Genomic DNA, 24,120 nt, shown 5'->3' with positions numbered 1-24,120 from the left:
CACCCGCGCTGCCGTTCTGTAAGCGTGTCTGGATGCGAGAGGCATGTCAGACGAAGCATGCGACTAGGTGAACAATCCGGGCTTCTTGACACTATCGAAGAGTCCGATGAGTATCCCCTGGCTGCAGTGAATCCTGCAGCCGGGTGTGGAAGCTCGGAATCCAAGGCGCACGAGCGCCGGTCAACCATGGCGGTGCTCTCCATTAATCAAGGAGATTCCTCATGCCGCGTACCAATCCTGCCCATTCGGCGACTGCCGCCACTGCCTCTCGGCAAACCGCCCACACCGTGACTGATCACATTGATGAGCGCGAAGACGTGTTCTTTCGCCGACTGTCCGAGTCAGGTGGTGCGGAAGCCACCAACGGCATCCATTGGTCCGCTCTGCCGATGCAATATGGCCTGGCACTCAAATGCGCACATATCGATCACTGCCTGCTGGGACTGCAGGGCGTATTGGAGATGCTGCATGCCAGTGAGGCGGCACGCGAGGCCGGCCAATCTGGTTTGGGTGGCGCACTCACCGATCGCTTGCTCTACGCGTCGCGTGCACTGGCTGAGTCGGGAACGGAAACGTTGTATGCCTTGCAAGCGCAGCTTGCGGCGACGCCATCGTGAAGTAAGCAGCCGTCCAGCACTGGTGTGCAGCCAGCGGCGAGCGTGACGGAACAGGATGGGTGCTGCCGGGTAGCGGTCAAAAACCGCATAGCTCGCATCAATTTTAGTGCAGTATCGTTGCCGCTGCGGCCGACTCGGCAGGGTGTGGTGGTGATAGTATCGCTGGTATCGGCGGACGTTGCAGCTTGGCGATCATCGAATCCGTCGGTGCCGCGTCATGTTGCCGACCTGCAAAGTGGATCCACGGACAGCTCGGGAGGAGTGACCGTGTCGGAAGCGCAAGACCACGCCTTGTTTTCCCTGCAGCGCATCATCGACTGCGTGATACGCGATCGGAGCCGATTGCTGGTTTATCTTGAAGGGCAGGGCGTGTTTACGATCGATGCGCCGGACAATGGGCTCTATCTTCCCAATGATCAGGCCTTCGCGAAAGAGCTGGGCTGCGCCTGCTACTGCAGTGATCCGCATCCATCCTATGTGGAAGGCATGCTCGGGGAATTGCAACGGATCGAAGTATCGGCCGATGGGCAGGCAGCCATGCAGGGCGACCCACTGGCTTGCCGACGTGTGGTTGAAGCCGTGGGATACCTGCAGGCGACGATCAAGGTGGCTTTGATCAACGGCGATCTGATACTTGCTTAATGGGGCGGTATGAGTGCTTGGTGCAACCGGACGTACGGCGCTGGGAGTGGCAAGTAGCGAAGAGCGCGCAGAACCCAGCCCGAGCAACGGCATGCGCGGAATTAGCCCACAGTGCTGCAGGGAAGCCGGGGTACCAAAACCGCAGGCGTCGCGGGGCGACGATTGCGCGTGTTGTAGGTAGTCCCGTTCGCTGATGCAAGCAAACAGTTTGCTACGCTTTATCGATACAGCGTCTTGGAGAAATACGTGTCTACTCAGAATAAACCGAGGAAAGGCGAGTTCTACATCCTCAGGTCCGACGTGCGAGGCGGTGGTCGCGGGCATGGCGTGGAGTTCGAGAACGAAGATGCGGTGCCGTTTTCCATTGTTGACAGCCTGCCTGGAGAGGACGCGGGCTTGGCCGCACTGAAGGAAACCCCGCGCCTGCGCTACGACAGCCGCATCGGCGATATGCCCGATGACCTTGATAGTGGATTCAAAGGCTACTGGCTAGTCTCCGAACCGCTAAAGCAGCTACTCGAAGCTGTGGACCCCGAGGGCTTTGCCTTCGCGTTATGCGACTTCCGATTGGAAGACGGGACGCCCGGAGCACCGCACTATCTTTGTGAAGTGGTGCGGATTATCGATGCCATCGACGAGGAAGCATCCACCGTCAAGGTGCTTACCGGGTATCCAAATGGCAAATACTACAGTGTTATGGGGGGCGCCGAGTTGGCATTCAGGAAAGACGTGGTCGGGCCCGCGCACGTCTTCATGACACCATATACGGCAAATGCCTTTTGCGACCGGTTCTTGCGCGACACCTTGATCGCGCAGGGATTTGGCAAATCACCCAGGACGCGCGGCGTCTGGCTGATAGACACTTGCGGCTGCTGAGTGATGAGCCTTTGACCGTTTGATGGAGTAAGAGTGGATGTCGTCCGGTAACGTCATCCTTGAAAGTCATCATGTCATTGAGAATACTACCTTTCGCAAGCATGATTTGCTCAAAAAGTTGGCGGAGCATGGCTTGATCGACAAGGACGTATTGACCAATCGTCTGTATCTGCCGGTGGATGGCACGCTCGCCGACGCGCTCGAAACATCCCCCCACCGAGGACGCACGCGCAGTTCCTACACGAAGGGAGTTGTGGATTATCTTGACGATCTAGGGAAATCGCCAGATGGCCGTGCCGCCATGCGCAACGATGCTGCCGCCTTGAAGCGCGTCGCCGCCCAGGTCCACGATCTGCAAGACACCCTCAAAGTCGCGCTGATCAATGGCGACATGTTCGCAACGACCCCGGATCACTTGACCAAGGCCGAGACCAACGCGCAAAACCGCAGCACGCTCTCCGAATACGAGCAATACCGCACCGCCCATGCCGATCAACTGAAGACGCTGCGCTCCATGAGCAATGTCGAATCCGAATGGGCCGCGATCACGCACTCCGAGCAGCGGATCACACAGGTGACCGACGCCGCACGCACGACCGGCAAAAATCTGGTCGCTGTCCCTGGTGAACGCGATACCGTCATCCGCGAGATCGCCGGCCGCGAAGAATTTCGCATGGCCATCGCGCACGCCGAAGAGGCCGGGCGCGTGACGTTATCCGAGTCCAACGCGGCCATGGTCCGGCAGGTCTTGGATGACACGCCGACAACCATCGGCGGTGCTACGCGCAGCATCCGCCAAGGCGCAGGCGCTACACCGCATCCGCAGTACACACCAGTGTCGCAACGCGGCTTCACCACCGCCGAGCTACTGGCAGGCGATCTGTCCGCAGGCCAGGCACTACGCACCGCCGGCCTGCTCGCCACTGCCGCCGATGCGCTCGCTTCCGGCCAACGCGCCACGCACTTGCTCGGCCAAGACAACCCGCTCGCCGCGCAATCGGAGCTTGCGCACTTCGCCGGCCGCAATGTCGGCGGCTGGGCTGGTGGTACGGCTGCCGCCTATGCGCTGGGCAGCTCGGGCGCGGGGCCGATGGTGCTGATCGCCGCCGATGCGTACTTCATGACCAAGGCCGGCGAGAAGGCCGCCGATCTGCTCGACAACCGCTCCATTTACACCCAGACAGACCGCGATGGCACGCAATGGTCGTTCAACGGCACCGCGTGGGCACGCGAGGGCAAGGCCGATACCAGCAACGACGGCATCGATAATCCCACCGCCACGCCCATCGTGGCCAGTTACGCAAAAGCTCGCGAACTCAATTACCAGGCCACCAATGCCGCTGCAGCGCTCGCCGTCAAGGACGCGCCCGCGCCCGTTGACCCGTATCGCCAGCCGGCCAATGCCACTGACCGTCCCAGCCTGAGCAACGCCGACTGGCGACGCGATGCAGCGGACGGTCAGTGGCATCGGCTGGTCAAGACCGACATTACTGGTGCCAATGATCGCGGCAGCTACGTGCAGGAAACCGCCTCGCCGCAACGCGCAGCCGAGCTGGAGGCGCAAGCGCAGGACGTCATTGCCCGCAACATCGCCAACAGCCCCGGGGCCATTGCCGCGCGCTACGAACTGGCCTACCACCGCAGCGGCTGGGCCGCCGATGGGCTGCCGATGTCGCCAGCGGTCCGGCAAGCGTTGCCGGACCCGGATGCCTTGACCGCCTCGAACGGCCAGCGCTACTACCGCAACATCGAAGGTCAGTGGACCAGCAACGGCACCGCGCCCGATGGCAACCGTGTGCTGGAACTGGACACCATGCGCGCGATGCTGCAACCGGCGCTGGCCGAGCAGACGCGGATGATCGCCGCGATACAGCAGGCGCCGCCATCGCCGCAGGAGCTGCAACGCGAGGAAACGCTGTACCGTTATCGCATCGTCGGCACCGAATTGAAGCCGGAGTGGCGCGAGGCGATCGAGCTGGCGACGCAGCGCACGCGCGAGACAGAAGGACTTGCCGGCGATGGCGCGCTGCAGTTGCAGCGCGGCCCGGGTGGCAGGTTTGGTGCCGATAGCAAGCCCATCCATTTCAAGCACGCAGTTTGCTACTCTTAATCGAAACAGTGCCCTGGAGAAAAAAGTGTCTACCCAGAATAAACCGAGGAAGGGCGAGTTCTTCGCCTTAACCCTGGATTCCCGTAGACCTGGCCCAGGCCACGGCGTGGTGTTTAAGAATGAAAAAGAGCTGCTCACCCCCCCGAAACGGGGCCTAAGACCACCCGAGGGGGGATTTCCTCCGCTGCGTGAGACACCTCGCTTGGTCTACGTCCCTACAGAAGGAGATATGCCTCGGGATCTGGAAGGCAGCTTCGGTGGCTATTGGTTAGTGTCCGAGCGACTTAAACAAGTGTTCGAGAAAGTTGATCCGCAGGCATTTGAATTTGCAGAAACCGATTTTCGATTAGCTGATGGCTCGCGAGGACCCTTATACTTTCTATGTGATGTTGTTCGAGTGCTGGACGCAGTGGATGAATCGGCATCGAAATTGAAAGTCAAAACGGGAAATGAATATATAAATGGCAAGGCGTATAATTTTGGAGGAACGGTCAGCCTTGCGTTTAAGAGAGAAGTCGCATCTTCATTTCATGCTTTCCGACTGCCATTTTCCGCCCCCGGCTCATTTGTATTTATAGATAAATTGATGCTGGATTCGCTTCGGAGAGCCGAAATATTCTCTGCGGAAAATTCCGGTGGACTTTGGATACTAGACTCTGCAGATTGGCTTGATGTATAAAAATGAGCGACTGAAATGCCAAGTCAATTTACGCATTTTCGTGATCATCATATCATTGAGCAGAATCTATTAAAAACAAATCCTTTGCTCAAGGAGCTTAGCCAGGCGCGCCTTTTTGAAATGCATTCGGCAAGGAACTTGCTGTATTTGCCGACTGACCCTGGTTTTGCGTTTCGCCTTGCTATAACTGCGCATAGCGGCAGGCACATTTCTGAGTATAAAATGGGATTGGCGGCTGAGCTGGCGGAATATCGCTCCCTTGAAGATTATCAGGCATTCTATCAGCAAGGCGATCTAAACGCCGGGAAGCGTCTCGCCGCAAGGATAAGTCAATTTCAAGATGTGATGAGAGTTGGTTTGGCGAATAGTGAGGTTTATATAAATGCGCCATTGGGCGTGAATGTAAATACCATCCGTCCCGAGGTAAATAATTTCTTTGATCAAAAACCCGAGTTCATCACCAAACATGCCAATCAGATCGCCGCCATCGACTCGATGCAGCGAGAAGAGCTAGGCTGGCGTGCAATTGTTCATTCGGAAAAACGAATCGTCTTTACCCTAGATGAGGTGTCACAATCCAGCGCAAACCTCACCAAAGGTGGCGATCCAGAGAGCGGTAGAAATTCACTTTCACAAGCCATCGCACAAGCCCATGCAAATGGCCGCCTGACGCTTTCCGACCAAGGCATCCTGCAGGTCGAAAACGTTCTCGGCGAAGAAGCAGCACGGCCGCTGCGGATACCGCCAGGCCAACGCGGTTTCGCCAACGCAGAGCTGCTGGCAGGCGATCTATCCGCAGGCCAGGCGCTACGCACTGCCGGCCTGCTCGCCACTGCCGCCGATGCGCTCGCTTCCGGCCAACGCGCCACGCACTTGCTCGGCCAGGACAACCCGCTGGCCGCGCAATCGGAGCTTGCGCATTTCGCCGGGCGCAATGTCGGTGGCTGGGCCGGCGGTACGGCAGCGGCCTACGCGCTGGGCAGCTCGGGCGCGGGGCCGATGGTGCTGATCGCCGCCGATGCGTACTTCATGACCAAGGCCGGCGAGAAGGCCGCCGCGCTGCTCGACAACCGCGCCATCTACAACCAGACCGACCGCGATGGGGTGCACTGGTCATTCAACGGCACGGCATGGTTGCGCGAGGGCAAGGCCGACACCAGCAATGACGGGGTGGAAAATCCCACCGCAACGCCCATCATCGCCAGTTATCAAAAAGCCCGCGAACTGAATTACCAGGCGACCAACGCCGCTGCGGCGCTGGCGTTGAAAGACGCCCCCGCGCCACAAGACCCGTACCGCCTGCCGGCCAATGCCACCGACCGTCCCAGCCTGATCCCTGCCGACTGGAAGCGCAACCCGGCAGACGGCCAGTGGCATCGCCTGATCAAGGCCGAGATCTCTGGCGCCAACGATCGCGGCAGCTACGTGCAGGAAACCGCCTCGCCGCAACGCGCAGCCGAGCTGGAGGCGCAAGCGCGGGACGTCATTGCCCGCAACATCGCCAACAGCCCCGGGGCCATTGCCGCGCGCTACGAACTGGCCTACCACCGCAGCGGCTGGGCCGCCGATGGGCTGCCGATGTCGCCGGCCGTGCAGCAGGCGCTGTCCGATCCTGATGCGTTGACCGCCTCGAACGGCCAGCGCTATTACCGCAACATGGAGGGCCAGTGGACCAGCCACGGCGCTCCACCTGATGGCAATCGCGTGCTGGAATTGGAGACCACGCGCGCGATGCTGCAACCGGCACTGGCCGAACAGGCGCGGATGATCGCCGCTATCCAGCAGGCGCCGCCATCGCCGCAGGAGCTGCAACGCGAGGAAACGCTGTACCGTTATCGCATCGTCGGCACCGAATTGAAGCCGGAGTGGCGCGAGGCGATCGAGCTGGCGACGCAGCGCACGCGCGCAGAGCATGGCATTACCGGCGATGGCGCCATGAAACTCCAACGTGGCTCCACCGGCACGTTTGGCGCGGACAGTCCCATCGCCCACCTTCAGCGCGGTGCCGATGGCGTGGAGCGCATCGCCGCCGTCACCAGCACCGAGGACATCCGTCAGGCGCTGCAGGAAGTGCAGGCGCGGGAGCATCTGGCCTCACCGACACTGCAAGTGGCCTCCACGCCACGCGCATCCGGCGGATCGGCGGAGAGCGACACCTCTGGCGCCAACGCATCCTCCGGCCCACAACGGGTGATGGATATGCAGGTGCGGATGCAGGCAGCCAGCGCCGCACAGGCACGTCAAGACCACGAGCAGCAGGAACGCCGGGCGCAAGACCAGCAGCAGGCGCAAGCACGCGCGCACGCGCTGCAGGAGCAGGCAGCCCATGTGGATCGGGCGAAGGCCGCTGCGGCGCTGCAGGCGCATGCAGTGCAGGAACTTCGGCAGCAAGCATTGCAGCGAGAGGAACAGCAGGAAGGCCAGGCGCAGGACGCCCGGCAACGCGAGCAGGCCCGGCAACAGGCGCAAGAGGGCGAGCAGATGCAGCGGCAGGCACACGACACCGAGCAGCGCGAACAAGCGCAGCGGCAGGCCCAGCAGACGCAGCAGCGCGAGCAGGAAATACGCCAGGCTCAGGACGCCCAGCAGAGCCAGCAGGAACGCCTGCAGGCGCAGGATGCGCAGCGTGCCGAGCAACAGCCGCTGCATGCCCAAGCCGCTCCACAACGCGAGCAGGAGCTGGCAGAGGAAGCCGCCGCACGCGAACCGTCGTTGCTCCATGCGCAAGACACATCACCACGCCAGCCCGAGCAGCGGTCTACCCATGATGACGCCGCCCAACGGCCCCAGGAACAGGTGGTAGAGCCTGCGCAAGCACATGCATCCGACGTAGCGCAGCAGCGGACGCAAAGCCAGCAAACGCAAGAACAGCGTCCGCAGGAAGTCCAACAGCAGACAGCGCAGAGCGCCGCGATCGCGCAGACCGCACCGGCAGAGCAGCAGCAGGTTGCGGACCTGCACAGCGGCCAACAGCCGATGACTGCACAAGCCCCGGATGCGCAGCAAGATGCACCTGCGCAACAGCTCCAGCAGTCGGCGGATGCGTACCTGCCCCAGGTGGCGACGGCGCCTTCCGCGCCATCGCTCGCCACCCCGGCGGCGGTAGAACACCGCGACGATCAACAGGCGCGCACGCCACAGACTCAAGCACCGGAAGCACCAGATCCCCCTGCAGCGTTGCCAGTGCCCGCACACCTCGCACAGGCGACAGGGGCATCGCCGGAAATGCCGACCGCTGGCCGCGCAGCCGACACACCCGAGGACACGGCCGATGCGCGCGAGCCGCTTTCTGCGTCCCTGGCAGATCAGCACGACCTTCCTGCCGCTGTGCCCGCCGATCCAAACTCCTGGGAGGAAATAGCGCGATCCATGCGAGAGCTGCGTATCCAACTCGAACAGGAGCTCGAAACAGAAGACCGCGTCGCAGCAGCGCGGCAGGCGCGCGTGGACCGTGGCGAGCGGCCATTTACCGAGTTGGAATTGCGTGAAGGGTACGATCCGGATGGTCCCTCTGGACTGAGACCACCACGCGCTCCGCCTGCAGACACCGCGCCACACCCTCTTGCCGCTGGCGAGCAGGAAGATCGGCCGCAGCCCCAGCGTAAAGCCATCACCGGCGATCCGGATGTGGACGAGTTGCTGTACGCCATCGACTGCAAGGACGAACTGGCGATCGAACAGGCCTTGAAGCGGGTCGCCAACAGCCCCTATAGCCAGGCACTTGCCAAACAAGGGCATGAGTATCTGGATGCCCAGGCGATGCAGGAGGCGCAGGAACAGGCGAGTATGCGCCAGGCCCTGAACATGGACGTCTCGACAGAGGTGCAGACCAGCCGTGGCCCGGTGATGGTGATGACATTGCCGCAGTTCGCCAACGGACCGGCGATGCAAGGCGGTCCGCAGGGTGACGGTGGTGGTGGCGGAGATGGCAGTGGCGGTGGCGGCGGCGGCGGCGCTGGATAGCCGGGACACGTGCAGCAAGTCGAATCATCGAGAGAACATCATGGACATGCAGAACACCTCCGCACTACCCGATGCCAACGCGTCGGAACGCACGCTAAAAGAATCGATCCAGGCCATGGCGGCACTGATCGGGACGCTGCAGCGGCGCGAGCGCGCACTGGAAGATCTGGTCCAGGAGCAGCTGCAGCTTCTGCAGAGCGCCATCAACAATGCCGATCAGCGCGTCAATCGCGTGGTGGAAAGCGCACTTGCCCGGCTAACGCAATTGAGCAGTCAGGCGCTGACGCAGACGCTGGAACCGGCGACCGAGCGATTCAACAAGAAGATGGCAACTGCGGAGCAGGCGGTCCAGCAGGCGACCCAGCGTTATGCACATGCACAGCACTCCCTGGAAACTACGACAACGCGGCGCATGTGGATCGCATCGATTGCCCTGCTGGTGGCGGGTGTCATCAGCCTGGTCGTCGCCGGTTATGCGCTCTACAGCACGAAAGTGTAATGACCCACTGAAAATCTGCTCAGGTGTTAGCCTTCAGAGGAGACATCGATGAGTGCAGTAATGGACGAAGAACAGATCAAGCGCTGGACGGCCCGGCGCAAGTCGGCGCTGGTGCTGGAGATCATCCAGGGGAAGACGACGGTGGCCTTGGCCAGCCGGCAGTTCGACCTGACGCCCAATGAGATCGAAGGCTGGGTCGAGGAAGGTAAGCGCGGCCTGGAGAACGCGCTGCGGGCCAAGCCCGAAGACGTGCGCGAGCAGTACGAACGCCAGCTCAAGGAGCTGCAGGAAGCCTACGGCGAAGCCATGCTGGAACTGCGTGCCCGAAAAAAATTGGCAGCCCTGCTGGGCAAGGACGAGAGCTGATGGCCTCGATCCAGCAGGGCCTGAAGGAGGACGGGTTCGACGTCTCGATGGTCAAGCTGTGCCGCTGGTTCGGTGTACCACGGCGCAGCGTGTACTACACGCCGCGCAAGGCAGCGCCGAAGGTGAAGCCAGAGCTGGCCGAACCGATCAAGGCCATGATCGAGGCCGAGCCGTCGTTCGGGTATCGGACGGTGGCTGGGCTACTGCGGATGAACAAGAACACGGTGCAGCGGATCTTTCAGATCAAGGGCTGGCAGGTGCGCAAGCGGGCCGTGGGCAAGCGACCGCGGATCGAGGCCTTGCCCTCGGTGGCCAGCGCACCGAACCAACGCTGGGCCACCGACCTGTGTCGGATCTGGGGCGGTAAGGACGGCTGGCTGAGCCTGGCCCTGGTGATCGATTGCCATACCCGGCAATTGCTGGGCTGGCAGCTCTCGCGCACGGGCAGGGCCAGCACCGCCGTGGCGGCCTTGGAGCAAGCACTGATCACCCGCTTCGGCACGCTGGGCAAGGTCAAGGAGCCGTTCCTGCTGCGCTCGGACAATGGCCTGGTCTTCACCAGCCGCGACTACACCCGCCTGGTCGCTGGCTACGGCATGAAGCAGGAGTTCATCACGCCACACTGTCCCCAGCAGAACGGGATGGTCGAGCGCGTCATACGCACGCTCAAGGAACAGTGCGTCCATCGGCACCGGTTCGAGAGCCTGGCCCACGCCTTGCGCGTCATCAGCGACTGGATTGGGTTCTACAACCGGCAGCGCCCGCATCAGGCACTGAACATGATGACGCCTGACCAAGCCTATGCCGCTACATTAACCACCTGACCTGTGCAGAAACCGGTGGGTCATTACAAAAGCGGCTGTCGCGGAAGCCGCCCAACTCAGGGCGGAAATCACCTTTTTAGATCGTGTTGCTCGTGCCAATCTTGTTGCCTGTGGCAAGGACAGGCTATGCGCCGAGATCGACAAGAAAGGGCCGCGTTATGGCGATAAAGGTCAGTATCGCGTGGTCGCTGTGCGTCGATGACGCTGCGAGCATGCGCGATAGAATAATGGGGAGATCGACACGTCGTGCGAGGTTATACACGGGCTCGATCTCCTCTCTTTCACGGCAGCGTTCGACGCCAGGGATATTGGTCTGAAAGGCGATCCCGTCGATGACGCTGATGATCTCGGCGATCAGAACCGAGCCGTTACGCCCGATGCCCACTCATTTCCTGGCCGGCATGCTTGTCGAAGCGCACGTGCCACCAGGTGGCGCTGAGCGAGATCAGGCTGACCACGCAGAACGCCAGCGAGAAGTCGCCTTGCCGGGGCTGGGGGTGACCGCCGGCCAGCATCGCCAGGTTGAGGATCATCGCTCCAGCACAGACGCCGACCGACAGCATCAACTGCTGCAGCGTGGTGTACAGGCTGCTGGCGCGGCTCATGCGCGCGGTGGGTACGTTTTCGTAGGCGATGGTGTTGTAGGCGGCGAACTGGAACGACATGAACGCGCCGCAGCACAGCAGCAGGCCGAACATCAGCGCCGGTGGCCAGTCGGGGCGGAACAGCGCGCAGACCATGTAGCCCAGGCTGGCCAGCACGCCGTTGCCGATCAGGCTGTTGCGGTAGCCGAAGCGGCGCAGCAGTTGCGGGGTGATGCTGCGCATCAGCAGCGCGCCCAGCGCGGTGGCCAGGATCAGCCGGCCGCTGTGCGCGGCGCTGAAGCCGAAGCCGATCTGGAACAGCAGCGGCAACAGGAACGGGTGCGCGCCCTGGGTGATACGCATCAACGCGCCGCCGATGACCGACAACCGGAACGAGTCGATCCGCAGTAGGGTCAGGTCCAGCAGCGGGGCGGGGTGGTGGCGTGCATGCCACAGATAGCCGATGGCCGAGCTGGCGCCGATCGCCAGCAGCCAGCTGGCCACGCCAAGACCGTCGTGCTGGCTGACCATCTCCAGGCCGAACAGCAGGCAGCCCAGCGCGGTGCCGCACAGCACGAAGCCGCGCAGGTCGAACCGCGCCGGCATCGATTCGCTGGGAATCTCCGGGATGAAGCGGCGCATCAGCAGGAAACCGGCGATGCCGATCGGCACGTTGATGTAGAAGATCCAGCGCCAATCCAGGTACGAGACGAAAAACCCGCCCAGCGGCGGGCCCAGCATCGGGCCAATGAAGGCCGGCACCAGCGTCCACGCCATCGCCGACACCAGGTGGCGGCGCTCCACCGTGCGCAGCAGGATCAGCCGGCCCAGCGGCGCCATCATCGCGCCGCCGGCGCCTTGTAATACGCGGGCGGCCACCATGGTGGGCAGGCTGTCGGCCAGCGAACACAGGATCGAGCCGCCGACGAACACCCAGATCGAGGCGCCGAACACCCGGCGAAGGCCGAAGCGGTCGGCGATGGCGCCGCTGGCCGGGATCAGCACCGCCAATGCCAGCAGGTAGCTGGTCATGGCAATGCTCATGGCCGGTGCGGCGACGCCGAAGTCGCGCGCCAGGGTCGGCAGCGCGGTCGCCAGCACGGTGGCGTCCATCTGCTCCATGAAGATGGCGCAGGCCAGGATCAGCGAAATGATGCGGTAGTCGGGGTAGGACGGCGGCATGGCGCCGGCCTCGGACACACTGGAGGACATCGGACTCTCGGTTGCCGGGCCACGTGGACGGCGCCGCAGCGGCAGCCGGATCGGCCCGCGTCGCACGGTGTTGTGCGGCGCAACATGGGCATTGTCCGCTGGTGTGGGGCGGGGTTCAAGCGCACGTGGATAACAGTGCGTGCTTGTCGATGCAGAGGCGGTGGTCTGGTGGCGGTGTTGGGGTGATGCAAAGGTTGGCGGCTGAGGCGGCTGGTGGCGACGTGAGTGCGCGATGGCGATATGGGACGCGCGAAGTGATGCATCGTCGGCTGGTCGTCCCCGAGCTGCCCGTACCCTCATCCGGCGCTACGCGCCACCTTCTCCTCCATAAAGGAGGACAATGTCCCGACGGGAGAAGGATGCAAAGCCCTTCTCCCTGCGGGAGAGGGATTGGGGTGAGGGTGCGGCGGAAGACAGCCAACCCGACATCGCGAATGGGCGGTTGCCTTCGCGACCCAAATCAGCGCTGTGGCGTCGGGCTGTCCCAGGCGTCCTTGATCTGCAGGATCTGCGGCAGCGCTTCGCGGAAATGCTGCACCAGGCGTGGTTCCAGCTGCTTGCCGGACATGCTTTCCAGCTTGCGCATGGCGTCTTCCACCGTCCACGGCGCCTTGTAGGCGCGCCGCCCGCACAGCGCGTCGAACACATCCGCCACCGCCACCAGGCGTGCGGCCTCGGGAATGGCGTCGCCGGCCAGGCCGTTGGGGTAGCCGCTGCCATCCCAGCATTCGTGATGATGCAGGGCGATGTCGGCCGCCAGCTGGAATACCGGCCCGCGGCCGTGGCGCAGCAGGTCGTGGCCGGCCTGCGGGTGTTGCCGCACCACCGAGCGCTCGTGCTCGTCCAGCGCATCGGGCTTGTGCAGGATGCTGCCGGGCACCGCGATCTTGCCGGCGTCGTGCAAGGGCGCGGCGTCCTGCAACAGCTGCGCCTGCTGCGGCGACCAGCCTGCCGCTTCGGCCAGCACGCGGGCGTACGCGGCCATGCGCCAGATGTGCGCGCCGGTGTCCACGTCCTGGCCCTGGCCGGCGGTGCCCAGCAGATGGATGGCATCGCGGTATTGCTGGGCCAGGCGCGCGCTTTCGGCCAGTTTGAGCTGCGTGCCGATGCGGGCCTTGAGCAGCGCGGGCGAGTAGGGCTTGCTGACGTAATCGGCGGCGCCCGCCTCCAGCCCGGCGCGTTCGTCGTGCGCGCTGTTGCGCGAGGTGACGAACAGGATGGGGATGGCGCTGCTGGAGGGCTGTTGCTTGAGCGTGCGTGCCACCGCATAGCCGTCCATGTCCGGCAATTCCACGTCCAGCAGGATCAACGCCGGGCAATGCCGGCTCACCGCCTCCAGCGCTTCGCCACCGGATTTGGCGAATACCAGCGGAAAGTCGTCGCGCAACAACTGGCGCAGCGTCGCCAGGTTGCTGGACTCGTCGTCGACACAGAGCAGGGGGCGGGACGGCATGCGGAGGTCCTTGCAGCAGGCGCGGGCGATCGCCTTCAACGTGGGTGGGTGGCCTGCCAGTCGCGCAGGGTGGCTTCGGCGCGGCGGAAATCGAAATCCTCCACCGCCCGTTGCAGTTCTTCCTGCAGCGTGCGCGCCAGGCGAGGGGCGCAGATCAACAGGGCATGGTCGATCTTGTCGGCATCGGCGCTGGCGAAGGCCGCTTCCAGGATCTGCACGCTGTCCGCGTCGAGCGCGGTCTCGTCGTCGTCGCTGCCGGCCGCAGCATCGTCGTGCTGCAGAAAGGCGCCAATCGCAGCAGCCGTGCGCTGCATGATGTCCTGCAGCGCGGTCAGCGCGGCGGTGATGTCATGGCCGTCCTCGATCCGTGTCTCCAGATCGCCCGCGGCGCCGGTCAGGGCCGGTAGCGCCAGCGATCCGGCCGCGCCACGCAGCTTGTGCGCCATGGCGCCGATCGCCGACAGCTCGTTATTGCGCAGATGCTCGGCCGCCACGCCGGCAGGGTCGGGGTTTTCGCGCAGCAGCTTGCGCAGATAGCGTGCATACGGCTCGCGCTCGCGCCACAGGCTGCGCGCGCGCGCCGCGTCCAGCAGTTCCGGGTCGCTGTGCTGCCATTCCGGGCCGTCGCTGCTGTCGGTCTCGTGCGGCAGCGACGGGATGCGGCGCATCCCCGGGTGCATGAAATGCCGGATCGCGGTGACCAGCTCCTCCACGTTGAACGGCTTGGCGATAAAACCGTTCATGCCGGCTTCCAGGGCTTTTTCCTGTTGCGGGCGGAAGGCGCCGGCAGTGAGGGCAATCACTGGCAGGCTGGCCAGGGCCGGGATCTGGCGCAGCCGGCGGGTGGCTTCGTAACCGTCCACCACCGGCATCTGCACGTCCATCAGCACCAGCTGGAACAGCTCCGGCGCACGCTTGAGCACGTTGACCGCCTGCTCGCCATCGTGGGCGACGGTCACCATGGCGCCTTCGCCTTCGAGAATGCGCTGCGCCACCTCGCAATTGATTTCGCTGTCGTCCACCAGCAGCAGGTTCGCGCCTTCCAGTCGCCGCGCCACGAAGGTGGGCGCAGCGGGGCGTGCGCCGGGGCGCGCGTCGGCCAGCTGTTCCACCAGGCGATGCAGTGCCACGCTGGTCACCGGCTTGGTCATCACCGCATCCAGGTCCTGCTGTTCGGGATGCTGCTCCAGCAGGCGGCGTTCGTAGGCGGTGACCATCACGATCACCGGATGCGGGCCGGGGACGGCGCGCGCGCGGATCTGGCGCGCAATGGCCACGCCGTCGATGTCGGGCATGCGCCAGTCGAGCAGGAAGATGTCGTAGGGCTCGGCGGCCTGTTCGATCGCGGCCAGTGCGGCCTGGCCGCTGGCCACCGCATCCACCCGCCAGCCAAGCTCGGTGGCGATGCGCACCAGGTTGTTGAGTGCGGCATCGTGGTCGTCGGCGATCAGCACGCGCGGCATCGTCTCCGGCGGCGGCAGCGGCGCATCGCTCTGCGCGGCCGGCGGGTCGGTTTTTTCCAGCGTCACCACGAAATAGAACTCGCTGCCACGGCCGGGCACGCTCTCCACTTCCAGCTCGCCGCCCATCAGTTCGATCAGCCGCCGGCTGATGGTCAGGCCCAGGCCGCTGCCGCCGTAGCGGCGGCTGGTGGAGGTATCGGCCTGCAGGAACGGGGAAAAGATCAGGCTCTGCTTTTCCTTGGAAATGCCGATGCCGGTGTCGCGCACCGAGAACAGCAGCTTGACCTTGTTCGGGTCGCCGCTGGGGAAGCGCCGCACCGACAGCACCACTTCGCCCTGTTCGGTGAACTTGATCGCGTTGCCGACCAGGTTGACCAGTACCTGGTTGATGCGCAGCGCATCGCCCAGCAGCCAGCGGCTGTCGCGCGGCAACGGCTCGACGATCATCTCCACCGGTTTGGCGCTGAGCGAGGAGCGCATCAGGTCGGCGATGTTGTCGAACAGCTGGTTGAGGTCGAATGGCGCACGCTCCAGGTCGATGCGCCCGGCCTCGATCTTGGAGAAGTCAAGGATGTCGTTGATGATCTCCAGCAGGCTGCGCGCCGAGCGGTCGATCTTGGTGACCATGTCCTGGGCGGCGCCGGGAAGCTCGCTGCGTTGAAGCAGGTACAGCATGCCGAGGATGGCATTCATCGGGGTGCGGATTTCATGGCTCATATTGGCCAGGAAATCGGACTTGGACTGGTTGGCGCTCTTGGCCGCATCCATCGCCAGCCGCAGCTGCTTCTCGTGCAGCTTCTGCTCGGTGAGATCCACGGCCACGCCGAGATAGCCGATCACCTGATCGTTGTCGTCGCGCAGGGTGCTCAGCGTCAGCAGCACCGGCAGGCGGCGACCATCGTGGCTGACATAGGTCCACTCGCTGGTATCGCTACGGCCCAGGCTGGTCAGTGCGGCCACCGCTTCCAGTGTCGGCGCCACCGGCGTGCCGGTCTGTTCGGACAGCAGGTGCGCGCGTTCGTGCAGTTGTTCCGGCTCGACGAACTGGCTGGCCTTGCGCCGGCCGATCACCTCGGCGGCGGCGTAGCCCAGCATTTTTTCTGCAGCGGGGTTGAACAGCGTGACGAAGCCGCTGGAATCGGTGGCGATGATGGCGTAGCCGGCATGCGCCAGGATCGCGCGTTGCAGCACCGAGAACTTCACCAGCTCGCTGGTGCGTTCGGCCACCTGGTGTTCGAGCGAGGCGTTGAGATCGACGATGCGCTGGTGCGAGCGCACCCGCTCGGAGATGTCGCGGAAGAAGTGCGAGTGGCCGCTGAGCGTTTCGTCCGCATCGATGATCGGCGCCTTGCTGGCCAGCACGTGCACCTGATGCCCGTCGCGGTGGCGCACGCTCAGCGCCGCAGACGCGTTGACCGGATGCGCCTGCTCGGGCTGGTCGATCTCCGGTATCGCATACGGTTGCGGCGACAGCAGCATGCTCAGGTCCTGGCCGATCGCCTCGTCCGCGGCATAGCCGAACATCGCCTCGGCGGCCGGATTCCAGTGGGTGATGCGGCCATCCGGCGTTTCGGCCACGATGGCTTCGCTGGAATGGCTGACCAGGGCTGCCAGTTCCATCTGCTTGCGCAGCACTTCCTCGCGGCGCAAGCCGTTGCTGAAGTACAGCCCCAGCAATGCAGCCAGCAGCGCCGAGGTCGCCAGTACCAAACCACCGACCAGCCATGGCGGGGTCTGGTTGAGCGATGCGACGAAGCTGGCGGTGGGATGGGCAGTGATGATCCAGGTGCGGCCGTAGATGGGCAGCAGCTGCACCACCGGTCGCCGCCGCGCGCTGTCGCTGGCGGGCGTGCCGCTGCGGTAGAAGTTGTGGGTGGGCTCGTTGCGATCGGACAGGTCCAGCGCCACGTCGTCGCGCTCGCCCAGTGCGCTGCGCACCATCTGCTCGACGCTGAAGGGCGCATACACCCAGCCATTGGTCGCCGCCATGCGTTGTTGCGGGGTCTGCAACGGCATGCCTTCGCGATAGACCGGCAGCAGCACCAGAAAGCCGCTTTCGCTGGGCACGCGGTAGCCCGACAGCGAGACCGGTGAGGTCATGATGGGTTCGCCGCTGCGTGCGGCTTGCAGGGCCGCCGCACGTCGGCGCGGTTCGGAGGCGATGTCCAGGCCGATTGGCCGGTTGCCGGACGACTCCGGTTCGAAATACAGCACGATGTAGCGCTCGCCATCCCACGGTGCCAGCGGGCGGCGATGGATGTCCGGCGCACCGTCGGCACGTGCGGCTTCCAGGAACCGCGCTTCGTCGGCAGGCGCCACGCGATGGATATAGCCGTAGCCCAGCACGCCGGGAAACTCGCGCGAATAATCCCGCGAGCGGCTGTACAAGGTGAAACGTTCCCGACTGATGACCTCGCTGCCGGCACCGATCACCGCGCCGCGTGCGCCGCGCAGGCCGTGTTCGAAGGTATACATGCGCTCGCTGATATTGCGCGCCAGGGTGCGCACCACGTATTGGAATCGCTGGTCGCGCTCCAGTTCGTTATGCCGTTGCAGCCAGACTCCCGACACGATGGCGGCGATCACTCCGGCGACAAGAATCAATGCTGCACAGATAAAGGCACGGCGCCCATATTTCCTGCGCAGATTCCAACGGCCGTTCGGCATGCTCGTTCCTTCGCCTTGCCTGTTGCGTGCCCAGTGTCCTGGCCGACAGTGAGGTCGACCGCGTGGTACCGCCTGACGATCATCCGGCTGCGTGCAGTTTCCCCAGTGTCTGCATGCGTTCGTGGTGGGCGATCAACGTCGTGTCAGTACATCAGAACGATAGCCAGATCGATAATGCGTGAAGGGCAAGACCGATCAGCCCGCCAACCAGGGTGCCGTTGAAGCGAATGTATTGCAGATCGCGTCCCACACCCAATTCCAATTGTTCGACGAGGTGACGTTCGTCCCAACTTTTCATCGTCGAGGCAATATGGTCGGTAACCGATGCACGCAGACGCGCGGTGAGTTTGTCCGCCGCCTGCAGCATGTGCTGGTTGAGTGCCTCGCGCAATGACGGGTCCTGCGACAGCGCCTTGCCGAGCGATTGCATGGAGCGCTCCAGGTGCGCGGCCATCGACGAGTCTTCGCCTGCCAGGTCGTTGCGTAGTGCCGTGCGGATTTCGCCCCACAGGCCCTGCACGTAGTCCTGCAATGCCGGGTGGTCGATCACGCGCTGCTTAAGCGCTTCCACGCGTTCGGCCATGTCCGGCTCATCGCGCAGCCGCGCGATGTAACCCTGCAACCAGGTTTCATAGTCGCGCCTGATTGGATGCTCGGGGGTGGTGAGGATGTCCTGCAATTCTTCGATCGCCGCACGCGCCATGCGGTCGGCCAGCGAGTCGCCGATCTCTTCGATCGGCTTGACCCAGTTTACCGTGCCGACCAGCTTGGGCCATTCGCGCCGGGCGTAGCGCACGATCAGCGCCGAGGCGCGGGTCTTGACCTGTTCCTGGTCCAGCCACTCGCCCAGCCGCAGCAGCACTTCGTCCAGCAGTTTCTGGTGGCGCCCATCGGTGGTGAGCAAGGCCATGACATCGCCCACGGTGGCGGCCGCATTCCACGTGCGCAGGCGGTCCACCACGAAGCGCTGGATTGCACGCCGCACCGCGGCCTCGTCCAGCAGCTCCAGTGCCTGCAACATCCAGCCGCGCGCCATCTGCGCCAGCATGTGCGACTGCTCGGGCTTGGCCAGCCATTCGCCGAGCCGGCTGGCCGGGTCGAAGACGCGCAGCTTGTCCATCAACGCATCCGGCGCCAGGAACTGGTCGCGCACGAACACCGCCAGACCGTCGGCCAGCCGCTCCTTGCCGCGCGGCAGGATGGCCGTGTGCGGGATCGGCAGACCCATCGGATGGCGGAACAAGGCCACCACCGCGAACCAGTCGGCCAATGCACCGACCGTGGCCGCTTCGCAGAAGGCCGAGACCCAGGCCCAGATGCCGTGCTCGCCCATCAGGTGGCTGACCACGAAGCCGGCGAACATGGCCAGCAGCAAGGCCACGGCCAGCAATTTCATGCGCTGCAACTGGGCGCGGCGGGGATCGACGGGGCGGGAACTGCTAACGCGTGGGTCCATCCTGCGAGTGTACCCAGTCGCGTGCCGATGGCATGTCCACGGCAGGCACCGTGCCGATCTACCTGTCCCGACGCAATCATTCCTCGTCTAGGCGCGCGCCCGGGCGGGAGGGTGTTACCGGTCATGCTTCGTGGCGCCCGGGCGCGCTGCGACCACGGGCAGACTCGCCGGATCGGCCGTCGCGCGCTCAGCCGCGCAGACGCTCCAGCTGCGCCTGCAGCGCGGCCACCTTGGACTGCAGGGCGGCGTTCTCGTTCTCCAGTTCGGTGACGCGGCGCTGCAAGGCCTTGAGGTCGCGGCGTTCGGCCTCGCCACCGTCAGCCTCGTCGGACTTGGGCTTGCGCTTGGCATCGCGCACGCGCTTGGCGGCCTGCTTGAGCTCGGCCTTGCCGGCCTGCGCGGCGGCGCGCTGTTCGTCTTCGGACAGGGTGGCCACCGCAGCGGCGGCGCTGATCGAGATCTCGCCTGCTTTCACCGCCTGCACCACTTCCGGGGCGGCCTGCTTGTGGATGCGTTCGATCATGACCACCTGGTTGCTGCTCAGGCGTGCCTCGCGTGCCAGCTCGGCGCGGCTGACCGGGGTGGAGGTGTCTTCCCACGGTGGGCTGTCGGTGTCCTCGCCAGCCTGCGCGGCAGGGGTGTCGCGTACTGTGCTGTCGTCACCGTCGGTTTGTGCCTGCGTATCGGCCAGCACCGGCGCCTCGGCGGCGGCGTCGGCCTCGCGCTGTGTCCGCTGGCGTGCGGCCAGGATCTCGCGCTTGCGCAGTGCCAGCACGCCGCGTTGGAAGTCGGAGACGCTGCGCCGGCCCAGGTGCTGCTCGATCATCCACAGGTGCACGTCCTGCATCGAGGTAAAACGCGGGTTCTGCACGGTCTGGAACGGCAGCCCGTGCTTCTGGCAGATGCCATAGCGGTTGTGGCCGTCCACCAGCACCTCCCCCCACAGCACCAGCGCGTCGCGGCAGCCTTCGGCCAGCAGGCTGCGCTCCAGCGCCTCGTGCTCGTCGGGCGTCAGCGGGTCGATATAGGCCTTGAGTTCTTCTTTGACAACGATGTTCATGCGGCAACGGCGGGGGAAGACGGGGCCGGCATTGTAGTGAGCCTGCTCCGGCTTTGCGCGCTTGACGCGGCGCCTGCGCGCATGACACGCGTACGCCCGGTGCGCGCCCGGCCAGTGGATGGCCAAGGCCTGCCAGGCAAGGCCACACGCACCGCCCAGGCGAGCGGACCAGCAGGCAGATGGCGTTCGCACACACGCTGGGCTGCTGGCCGGCCTGTGGGCATCACTCCAGCGTGCGCAGGATCCCGGCCAGGGTCTGGACCATCTGCCCGATCTGCTCCTCGGTCACGATCAGCGGCGGCGACAGCGCGATGACATCGCCGGTGACCCGCACCAGCAGGCCGCCTTCGTGGAAGCAGCGCTCGAACGCGGCATAGCCACGTGCCCCCGGCGCACCGTTGCGTGGCGCCAGCTCGATCGCGCCGATCAGGCCGATGTTGCGGATGTCGATCACATGCGGCAGCCCGCGCAGGCCGTGCAGCGCCTGTTCCCAGTGCGGGCCGAGCGTGATCGCGCGCTGGAACAGGCCTTCTTCGGCATAGGTGTCCAGGGTGGCCAATGCCGCCGCGCAGGCCAGCGGATGCCCGGAGTAGGTATAGCCGTGGAACAGGTCGATCGCCGCCTCCGGCCCGTGCATGAAGGCATCGTGGATGGCGGTGCTCACCAGCACCGCGCCCATCGGCACGGTGCCGCTGGTCAGCCCCTTGGCGGCGGTGATGATGTCCGGGGTGACGCCGAAGCGCTGCGCCGCAAATGCCTCGCCGACCCGACCGAAGCCGGTGATCACCTCGTCGAACACCAGCACGATGCCGTGGCGGTCGCAGATGTCGCGCAGCCGTTGCAGGTAGCCTTGCGGCGGCAGGATCACCCCGGCCGAGCCGGACACCGGCTCGACGAACACCGCGGCAATGGTGGAGGCGTCGTGCAGGGTGATCAGCCGCTCCAGGTCGTCGGCCAGCTCCGCGCCATGCGCCGGCAGCCCGCGCGAATAGGCGTTGCGCTGCAGGTCCAGGGTGTGGCGCAGATGGTCGGTGCCGGCCAGCAGCGGGCCGAACCACTTGCGGTTGTTGGGCAGCCCGCCGATCGACATGCCGCCGAACCCGACACCGTGATAGGCCTTCTCGCGGCCGATGAAGCGGGTGCGCTGGCCCTGGCCACGCAGCCGGTGATAGGCCAGCACGATCTTCATCGCGCTATCCACCGCCTCCGACCCGGAGTTGGTGAAGAACACATGCTCCAGCCCCGGCGGGGCGATCGCCGCCAGCCGCTGCGCCAGCACGAACGGCAGCGGTGAGCCCATCTGGAAGGTGGGCGCGAAATCCAGCGTGCCGGCCTGGTCGCGGATCGCCGCCACGATGCGCTCGCGGCCATGCCCGGCATTGCAGCACCACAGTCCGGCGGTGCCGTCCAGGATCTGGCGGCCGTCGACATCCCGGTAATACATGCCGGCCGCGGAGGCCAGCAGGCGAGGGCGCGCCTTGAACTGGCGGTTGGCAGTGAACGGCATCCAGAACGCGTCCAGCTGCGGCGGCGCCCGCAACGCATGGGCGCTCTCGTGCGAAGGGTGGTCGTGCATCGCAGGCTCCGTGGCGGGGATGGCCCGACTCTACGGCAGCCTGCGCCCTGGCCGTCACCCTGGCCGTCACCCCGCCGATGCCCGGCCGCTCATCGCAGCGCGCCAGTCACGGCTGGCAGCCGTGTCATCTACTCCATAAGAACTAGTCAATTAGTCGCACGGCCGGCCGCTAACGACGAGGAAGGCCTGCGTGGCGTGGGTGTGGCCGTGCGATGGAACGCTGCGAGGCGATGCCGAGCATTGCAATGACGCCAGGATCGCCGATGATGCGCCAGACCGACGCCTGTCGGGGCTGATTGTTGTCGCCGGCCCGATCGCATTGCGCCACTCCATCGCAGCCGTCAATCGTATTCATCGCAGTTCATCGCACTTTTATTTGGGGAAATGGGAATGACGCAAGGGTCCACCGTGGCGACAGCCAGCGGCGCTGACGCCGGTCTGCTGTCCAAGGAGCGCATCGTTGCGCGTCCGGGATTCAATCGTTGGCTGGTGCCGCCGGCAGCGCTGGCGATCCATCTGTGTATCGGCATGGCCTACGGCTTCAGTGTGTTCTGGTTGCCGCTGTCCAAGGCGCTGGGAATCACCGAGTCGATCGCGTGTCCGGCCGACATGAGCCTGTTCGCGCGCATGGTGGCCACCACCTGCGACTGGAAGATCAGCGAACTGCAGTGGATGTACACGCTGTTCTTCGTGCTGCTGGGGTGCTCGGCGGCGATCTGGGGCGGCTGGCTGGAACGTGCCGGCCCGCGCAAGGCCGGCGTGGTTTCGGCGCTGTGCTGGTGCGGCGGCCTGGTGATCTCGGCAGCCGGTATCCACTTCCACCAGATCTGGATGCTGTGGCTGGGCTCGGGCGTGATCGGCGGTATCGGTCTGGGCCTGGGTTACATCTCGCCGGTGTCGACCCTGATCAAATGGTTCCCCGACCGCCGCGGCATGGCGACCGGCATGGCCATCATGGGCTTCGGTGGCGGCGCGATGATCGGCAGCCCGCTGGCCGATGCGCTGATGCGCCACTTCGCCACCCCTACCTCGGTGGGCGTGATGGAAACCTTCCTGGTGATGGCGGCGCTGTACTTCGTCTTCATGATGGCCGGCGCGTTCGGCTACCGCGTGCCGCCGAGCGGCTGGACGCCGGCCGGCTGGACCGCCCCGGTGGCCAACACCAACGCGATGATCACCGCCAACCACGTGCACGTGAAAAAGGTCTGGGGCATCCCGCAGTTCTGGTTGCTGTGGGGCGTGCTGTGCCTGAACGTCTCGGCCGGTATCGGCGTGATCGGCATGTCTTCGCCGATGCTGCAGGAAGTGTTCGGCGGCCGCCTGATCGGCGTGGACATCGGCTTCGGCAGCCTGGACCCGACCCAGTTGGCCAGCATCGCGGCCATCGCGGCCGGCTTCACCGGCCTGCTCAGCCTGTTCAACATCGGTGGCCGCTTCTTCTGGGCCAGCATGTCCGACAAGCTCGGCCGCAAGAACACCTACACGCTGTTCTTCGTGCTGGGTATCTGCCTGTATGCGGCGGCGCCGTCGGCCGGTGGCGTGGGCGGTATCGCGCTGTTCGTGGGCATCTTCTGCATCATCCTGTCGATGTACGGCGGCGGCTTCGCCACCATTCCGGCGTATCTGGCCGACCTGTTCGGGACCCAGATGGTGGGCGCCATCCACGGCCGTCTGCTGACCGCCTGGGCCACCGCCGGCATCCTCGGCCCGGTGGTCGTGGGGTACATGCGCGAGTACCAGCTGGCGCACGGCAGCCCGCCGTCACAGGTCTACAACACCACCATGTACATCCTCGCCGGCATGCTCGTGCTCGGCCTGATCTGCAATCTGCTGGTGCGCCCGGTGGCCGCGCGTCATTTCATGACGCCCGACGAACTGGCGCGCGAAAAGCAGCTGGCGCACGAAAAGGTCGACCGCAGCGGGCACGCGGTGCTGCCGCCGGAGCAGATGGCGCGCATCGGTCACGGCGGCAATCCCGCACTGGTGGCGTTTGCCTGGCTGGCAGTGGGTATCCCGATGCTGTTCGGCATCTGGGTCACGCTGCAAAAAGCCTTCGTGCTGTTCCATTGAGGT

At 64.7% G+C, this 24,120-nt stretch carries 15 protein-coding genes and 2 pseudogenes; 10 read left to right on the top strand and 7 right to left on the bottom strand.

Annotated elements, in window-relative coordinates; all coding sequences use genetic code 11:
- The first annotated feature begins 317 nt into the window (after window positions 1-317).
- The 9 genes and pseudogenes from HG421_RS10075 to HG421_RS10035 all read left to right on the top strand — a co-directional run bounded on the left by HG421_RS10075 (window position 318) and on the right by HG421_RS10035 (window position 10,576).
- Window positions 318-617, top strand: a complete 300-nt coding sequence (locus tag HG421_RS10075; RefSeq protein WP_169708151.1) for a hypothetical protein — start codon at window positions 318-320, stop codon at window positions 615-617.
- A gap of 228 nt (window positions 618-845) precedes the next feature.
- Window positions 846-1,259 (top strand): hypothetical protein, encoded by a 414-nt coding sequence (locus HG421_RS10070; protein WP_169708150.1) that lies wholly within the window; start codon window positions 846-848, stop codon window positions 1,257-1,259.
- Between the two features lie 246 nt (window positions 1,260-1,505).
- Window positions 1,506-2,135, top strand: a complete 630-nt coding sequence (locus HG421_RS10065; RefSeq protein ID WP_169706271.1) for an imm11 family protein — start codon at window positions 1,506-1,508, stop codon at window positions 2,133-2,135.
- Window positions 2,136-2,457: 322 nt separating this feature from the next.
- Window positions 2,458-4,224 (top strand): annotated as a pseudogene (locus tag HG421_RS10060) (hypothetical protein); the annotation flags it as partial.
- Window positions 4,225-4,270: 46 nt separating this feature from the next.
- Window positions 4,271-4,924 (top strand): DUF1629 domain-containing protein, encoded by a 654-nt coding sequence (locus HG421_RS10055; RefSeq protein WP_248279490.1) that lies wholly within the window; start codon window positions 4,271-4,273, stop codon window positions 4,922-4,924.
- A gap of 345 nt (window positions 4,925-5,269) precedes the next feature.
- Window positions 5,270-8,887: a hypothetical protein gene (locus HG421_RS10050; RefSeq protein WP_429001917.1), complete on the top strand. Its 3,618-nt coding sequence runs from the start codon at window positions 5,270-5,272 to the stop codon at window positions 8,885-8,887.
- Window positions 8,850-9,380: pseudogene (locus HG421_RS10045) on the top strand (hypothetical protein); the annotation flags it as partial. The gene HG421_RS10050 and the pseudogene HG421_RS10045, both read left to right, overlap by 38 nt.
- A gap of 54 nt (window positions 9,381-9,434) precedes the next feature.
- The gene (locus HG421_RS10040) at window positions 9,435-9,752 is read left to right on the top strand and encodes a DUF1153 domain-containing protein (RefSeq protein ID WP_169705294.1); all 318 of its coding nucleotides are present in this window, start codon (window positions 9,435-9,437) and stop codon (window positions 9,750-9,752) included.
- Window positions 9,752-10,576 carry an IS3 family transposase gene (locus HG421_RS10035; protein ID WP_168968454.1) on the top strand — a complete coding sequence of 275 codons (825 nt, stop codon included), beginning with the start codon at window positions 9,752-9,754 and terminating at the stop codon, window positions 10,574-10,576. The genes HG421_RS10040 and HG421_RS10035 overlap by 1 nt, the downstream gene beginning before the upstream one ends.
- 124 nt (window positions 10,577-10,700) lie before the next feature.
- On the opposite strand, the gene HG421_RS10030 is transcribed toward HG421_RS10035, so the two are convergent.
- From HG421_RS10030 to HG421_RS10000, 7 genes are all read right to left on the bottom strand, one after another.
- Window positions 10,701-10,961 (bottom strand): hypothetical protein, encoded by a 261-nt coding sequence (locus tag HG421_RS10030; protein ID WP_169706268.1) that lies wholly within the window; start codon window positions 10,959-10,961, stop codon window positions 10,701-10,703.
- Window positions 10,945-12,372, bottom strand: coding sequence for a DHA2 family efflux MFS transporter permease subunit (locus HG421_RS10025; protein ID WP_169706267.1), 1,428 nt, complete (start codon window positions 12,370-12,372; stop codon window positions 10,945-10,947). Before HG421_RS10025 ends, HG421_RS10030 begins: the two co-directional genes overlap by 17 nt.
- 460 nt (window positions 12,373-12,832) lie before the next feature.
- Window positions 12,833-13,825 (bottom strand): HD-GYP domain-containing protein, encoded by a 993-nt coding sequence (locus HG421_RS10020; protein WP_169706266.1) that lies wholly within the window; start codon window positions 13,823-13,825, stop codon window positions 12,833-12,835.
- 35 nt (window positions 13,826-13,860) lie between these two features.
- Entirely contained in the window at window positions 13,861-17,955 is a 4,095-nt protein-coding gene (locus tag HG421_RS10015) for a CHASE domain-containing hybrid sensor histidine kinase/response regulator (protein WP_169706265.1), read from the bottom strand.
- Window positions 17,956-18,106: 151 nt separating this feature from the next.
- Complete coding sequence (locus tag HG421_RS10010; protein WP_169706264.1) at window positions 18,107-19,411, bottom strand: DUF445 domain-containing protein; 1,305 nt, start codon at window positions 19,409-19,411, stop codon at window positions 18,107-18,109.
- A gap of 187 nt (window positions 19,412-19,598) precedes the next feature.
- Window positions 19,599-20,471 carry a plasmid replication/partition related protein gene (locus HG421_RS10005; RefSeq protein WP_169706263.1) on the bottom strand — a complete coding sequence of 291 codons (873 nt, stop codon included), beginning with the start codon at window positions 20,469-20,471 and terminating at the stop codon, window positions 19,599-19,601.
- A 223-nt stretch (window positions 20,472-20,694) separates the two neighbouring features.
- Window positions 20,695-22,047 (bottom strand): aspartate aminotransferase family protein, encoded by a 1,353-nt coding sequence (locus HG421_RS10000; protein WP_169706262.1) that lies wholly within the window; start codon window positions 22,045-22,047, stop codon window positions 20,695-20,697.
- 390 nt (window positions 22,048-22,437) lie between these two features.
- Between HG421_RS10000 and HG421_RS09995 the strand changes: the two genes are divergently transcribed.
- Window positions 22,438-24,117, top strand: coding sequence for an OFA family MFS transporter (locus HG421_RS09995; RefSeq protein WP_169706261.1), 1,680 nt, complete (start codon window positions 22,438-22,440; stop codon window positions 24,115-24,117).
- The last annotated feature ends 3 nt before the right edge of the window (window positions 24,118-24,120 follow it).

Source organism: Xanthomonas campestris pv. badrii (assembly GCF_012848175.1).
GTDB lineage: Bacteria > Pseudomonadota > Gammaproteobacteria > Xanthomonadales > Xanthomonadaceae > Xanthomonas > Xanthomonas campestris_C.
Note: the sequence above shows the minus strand (reverse complement) of the source record. Positions and strands in the feature narration are given on the sequence as shown.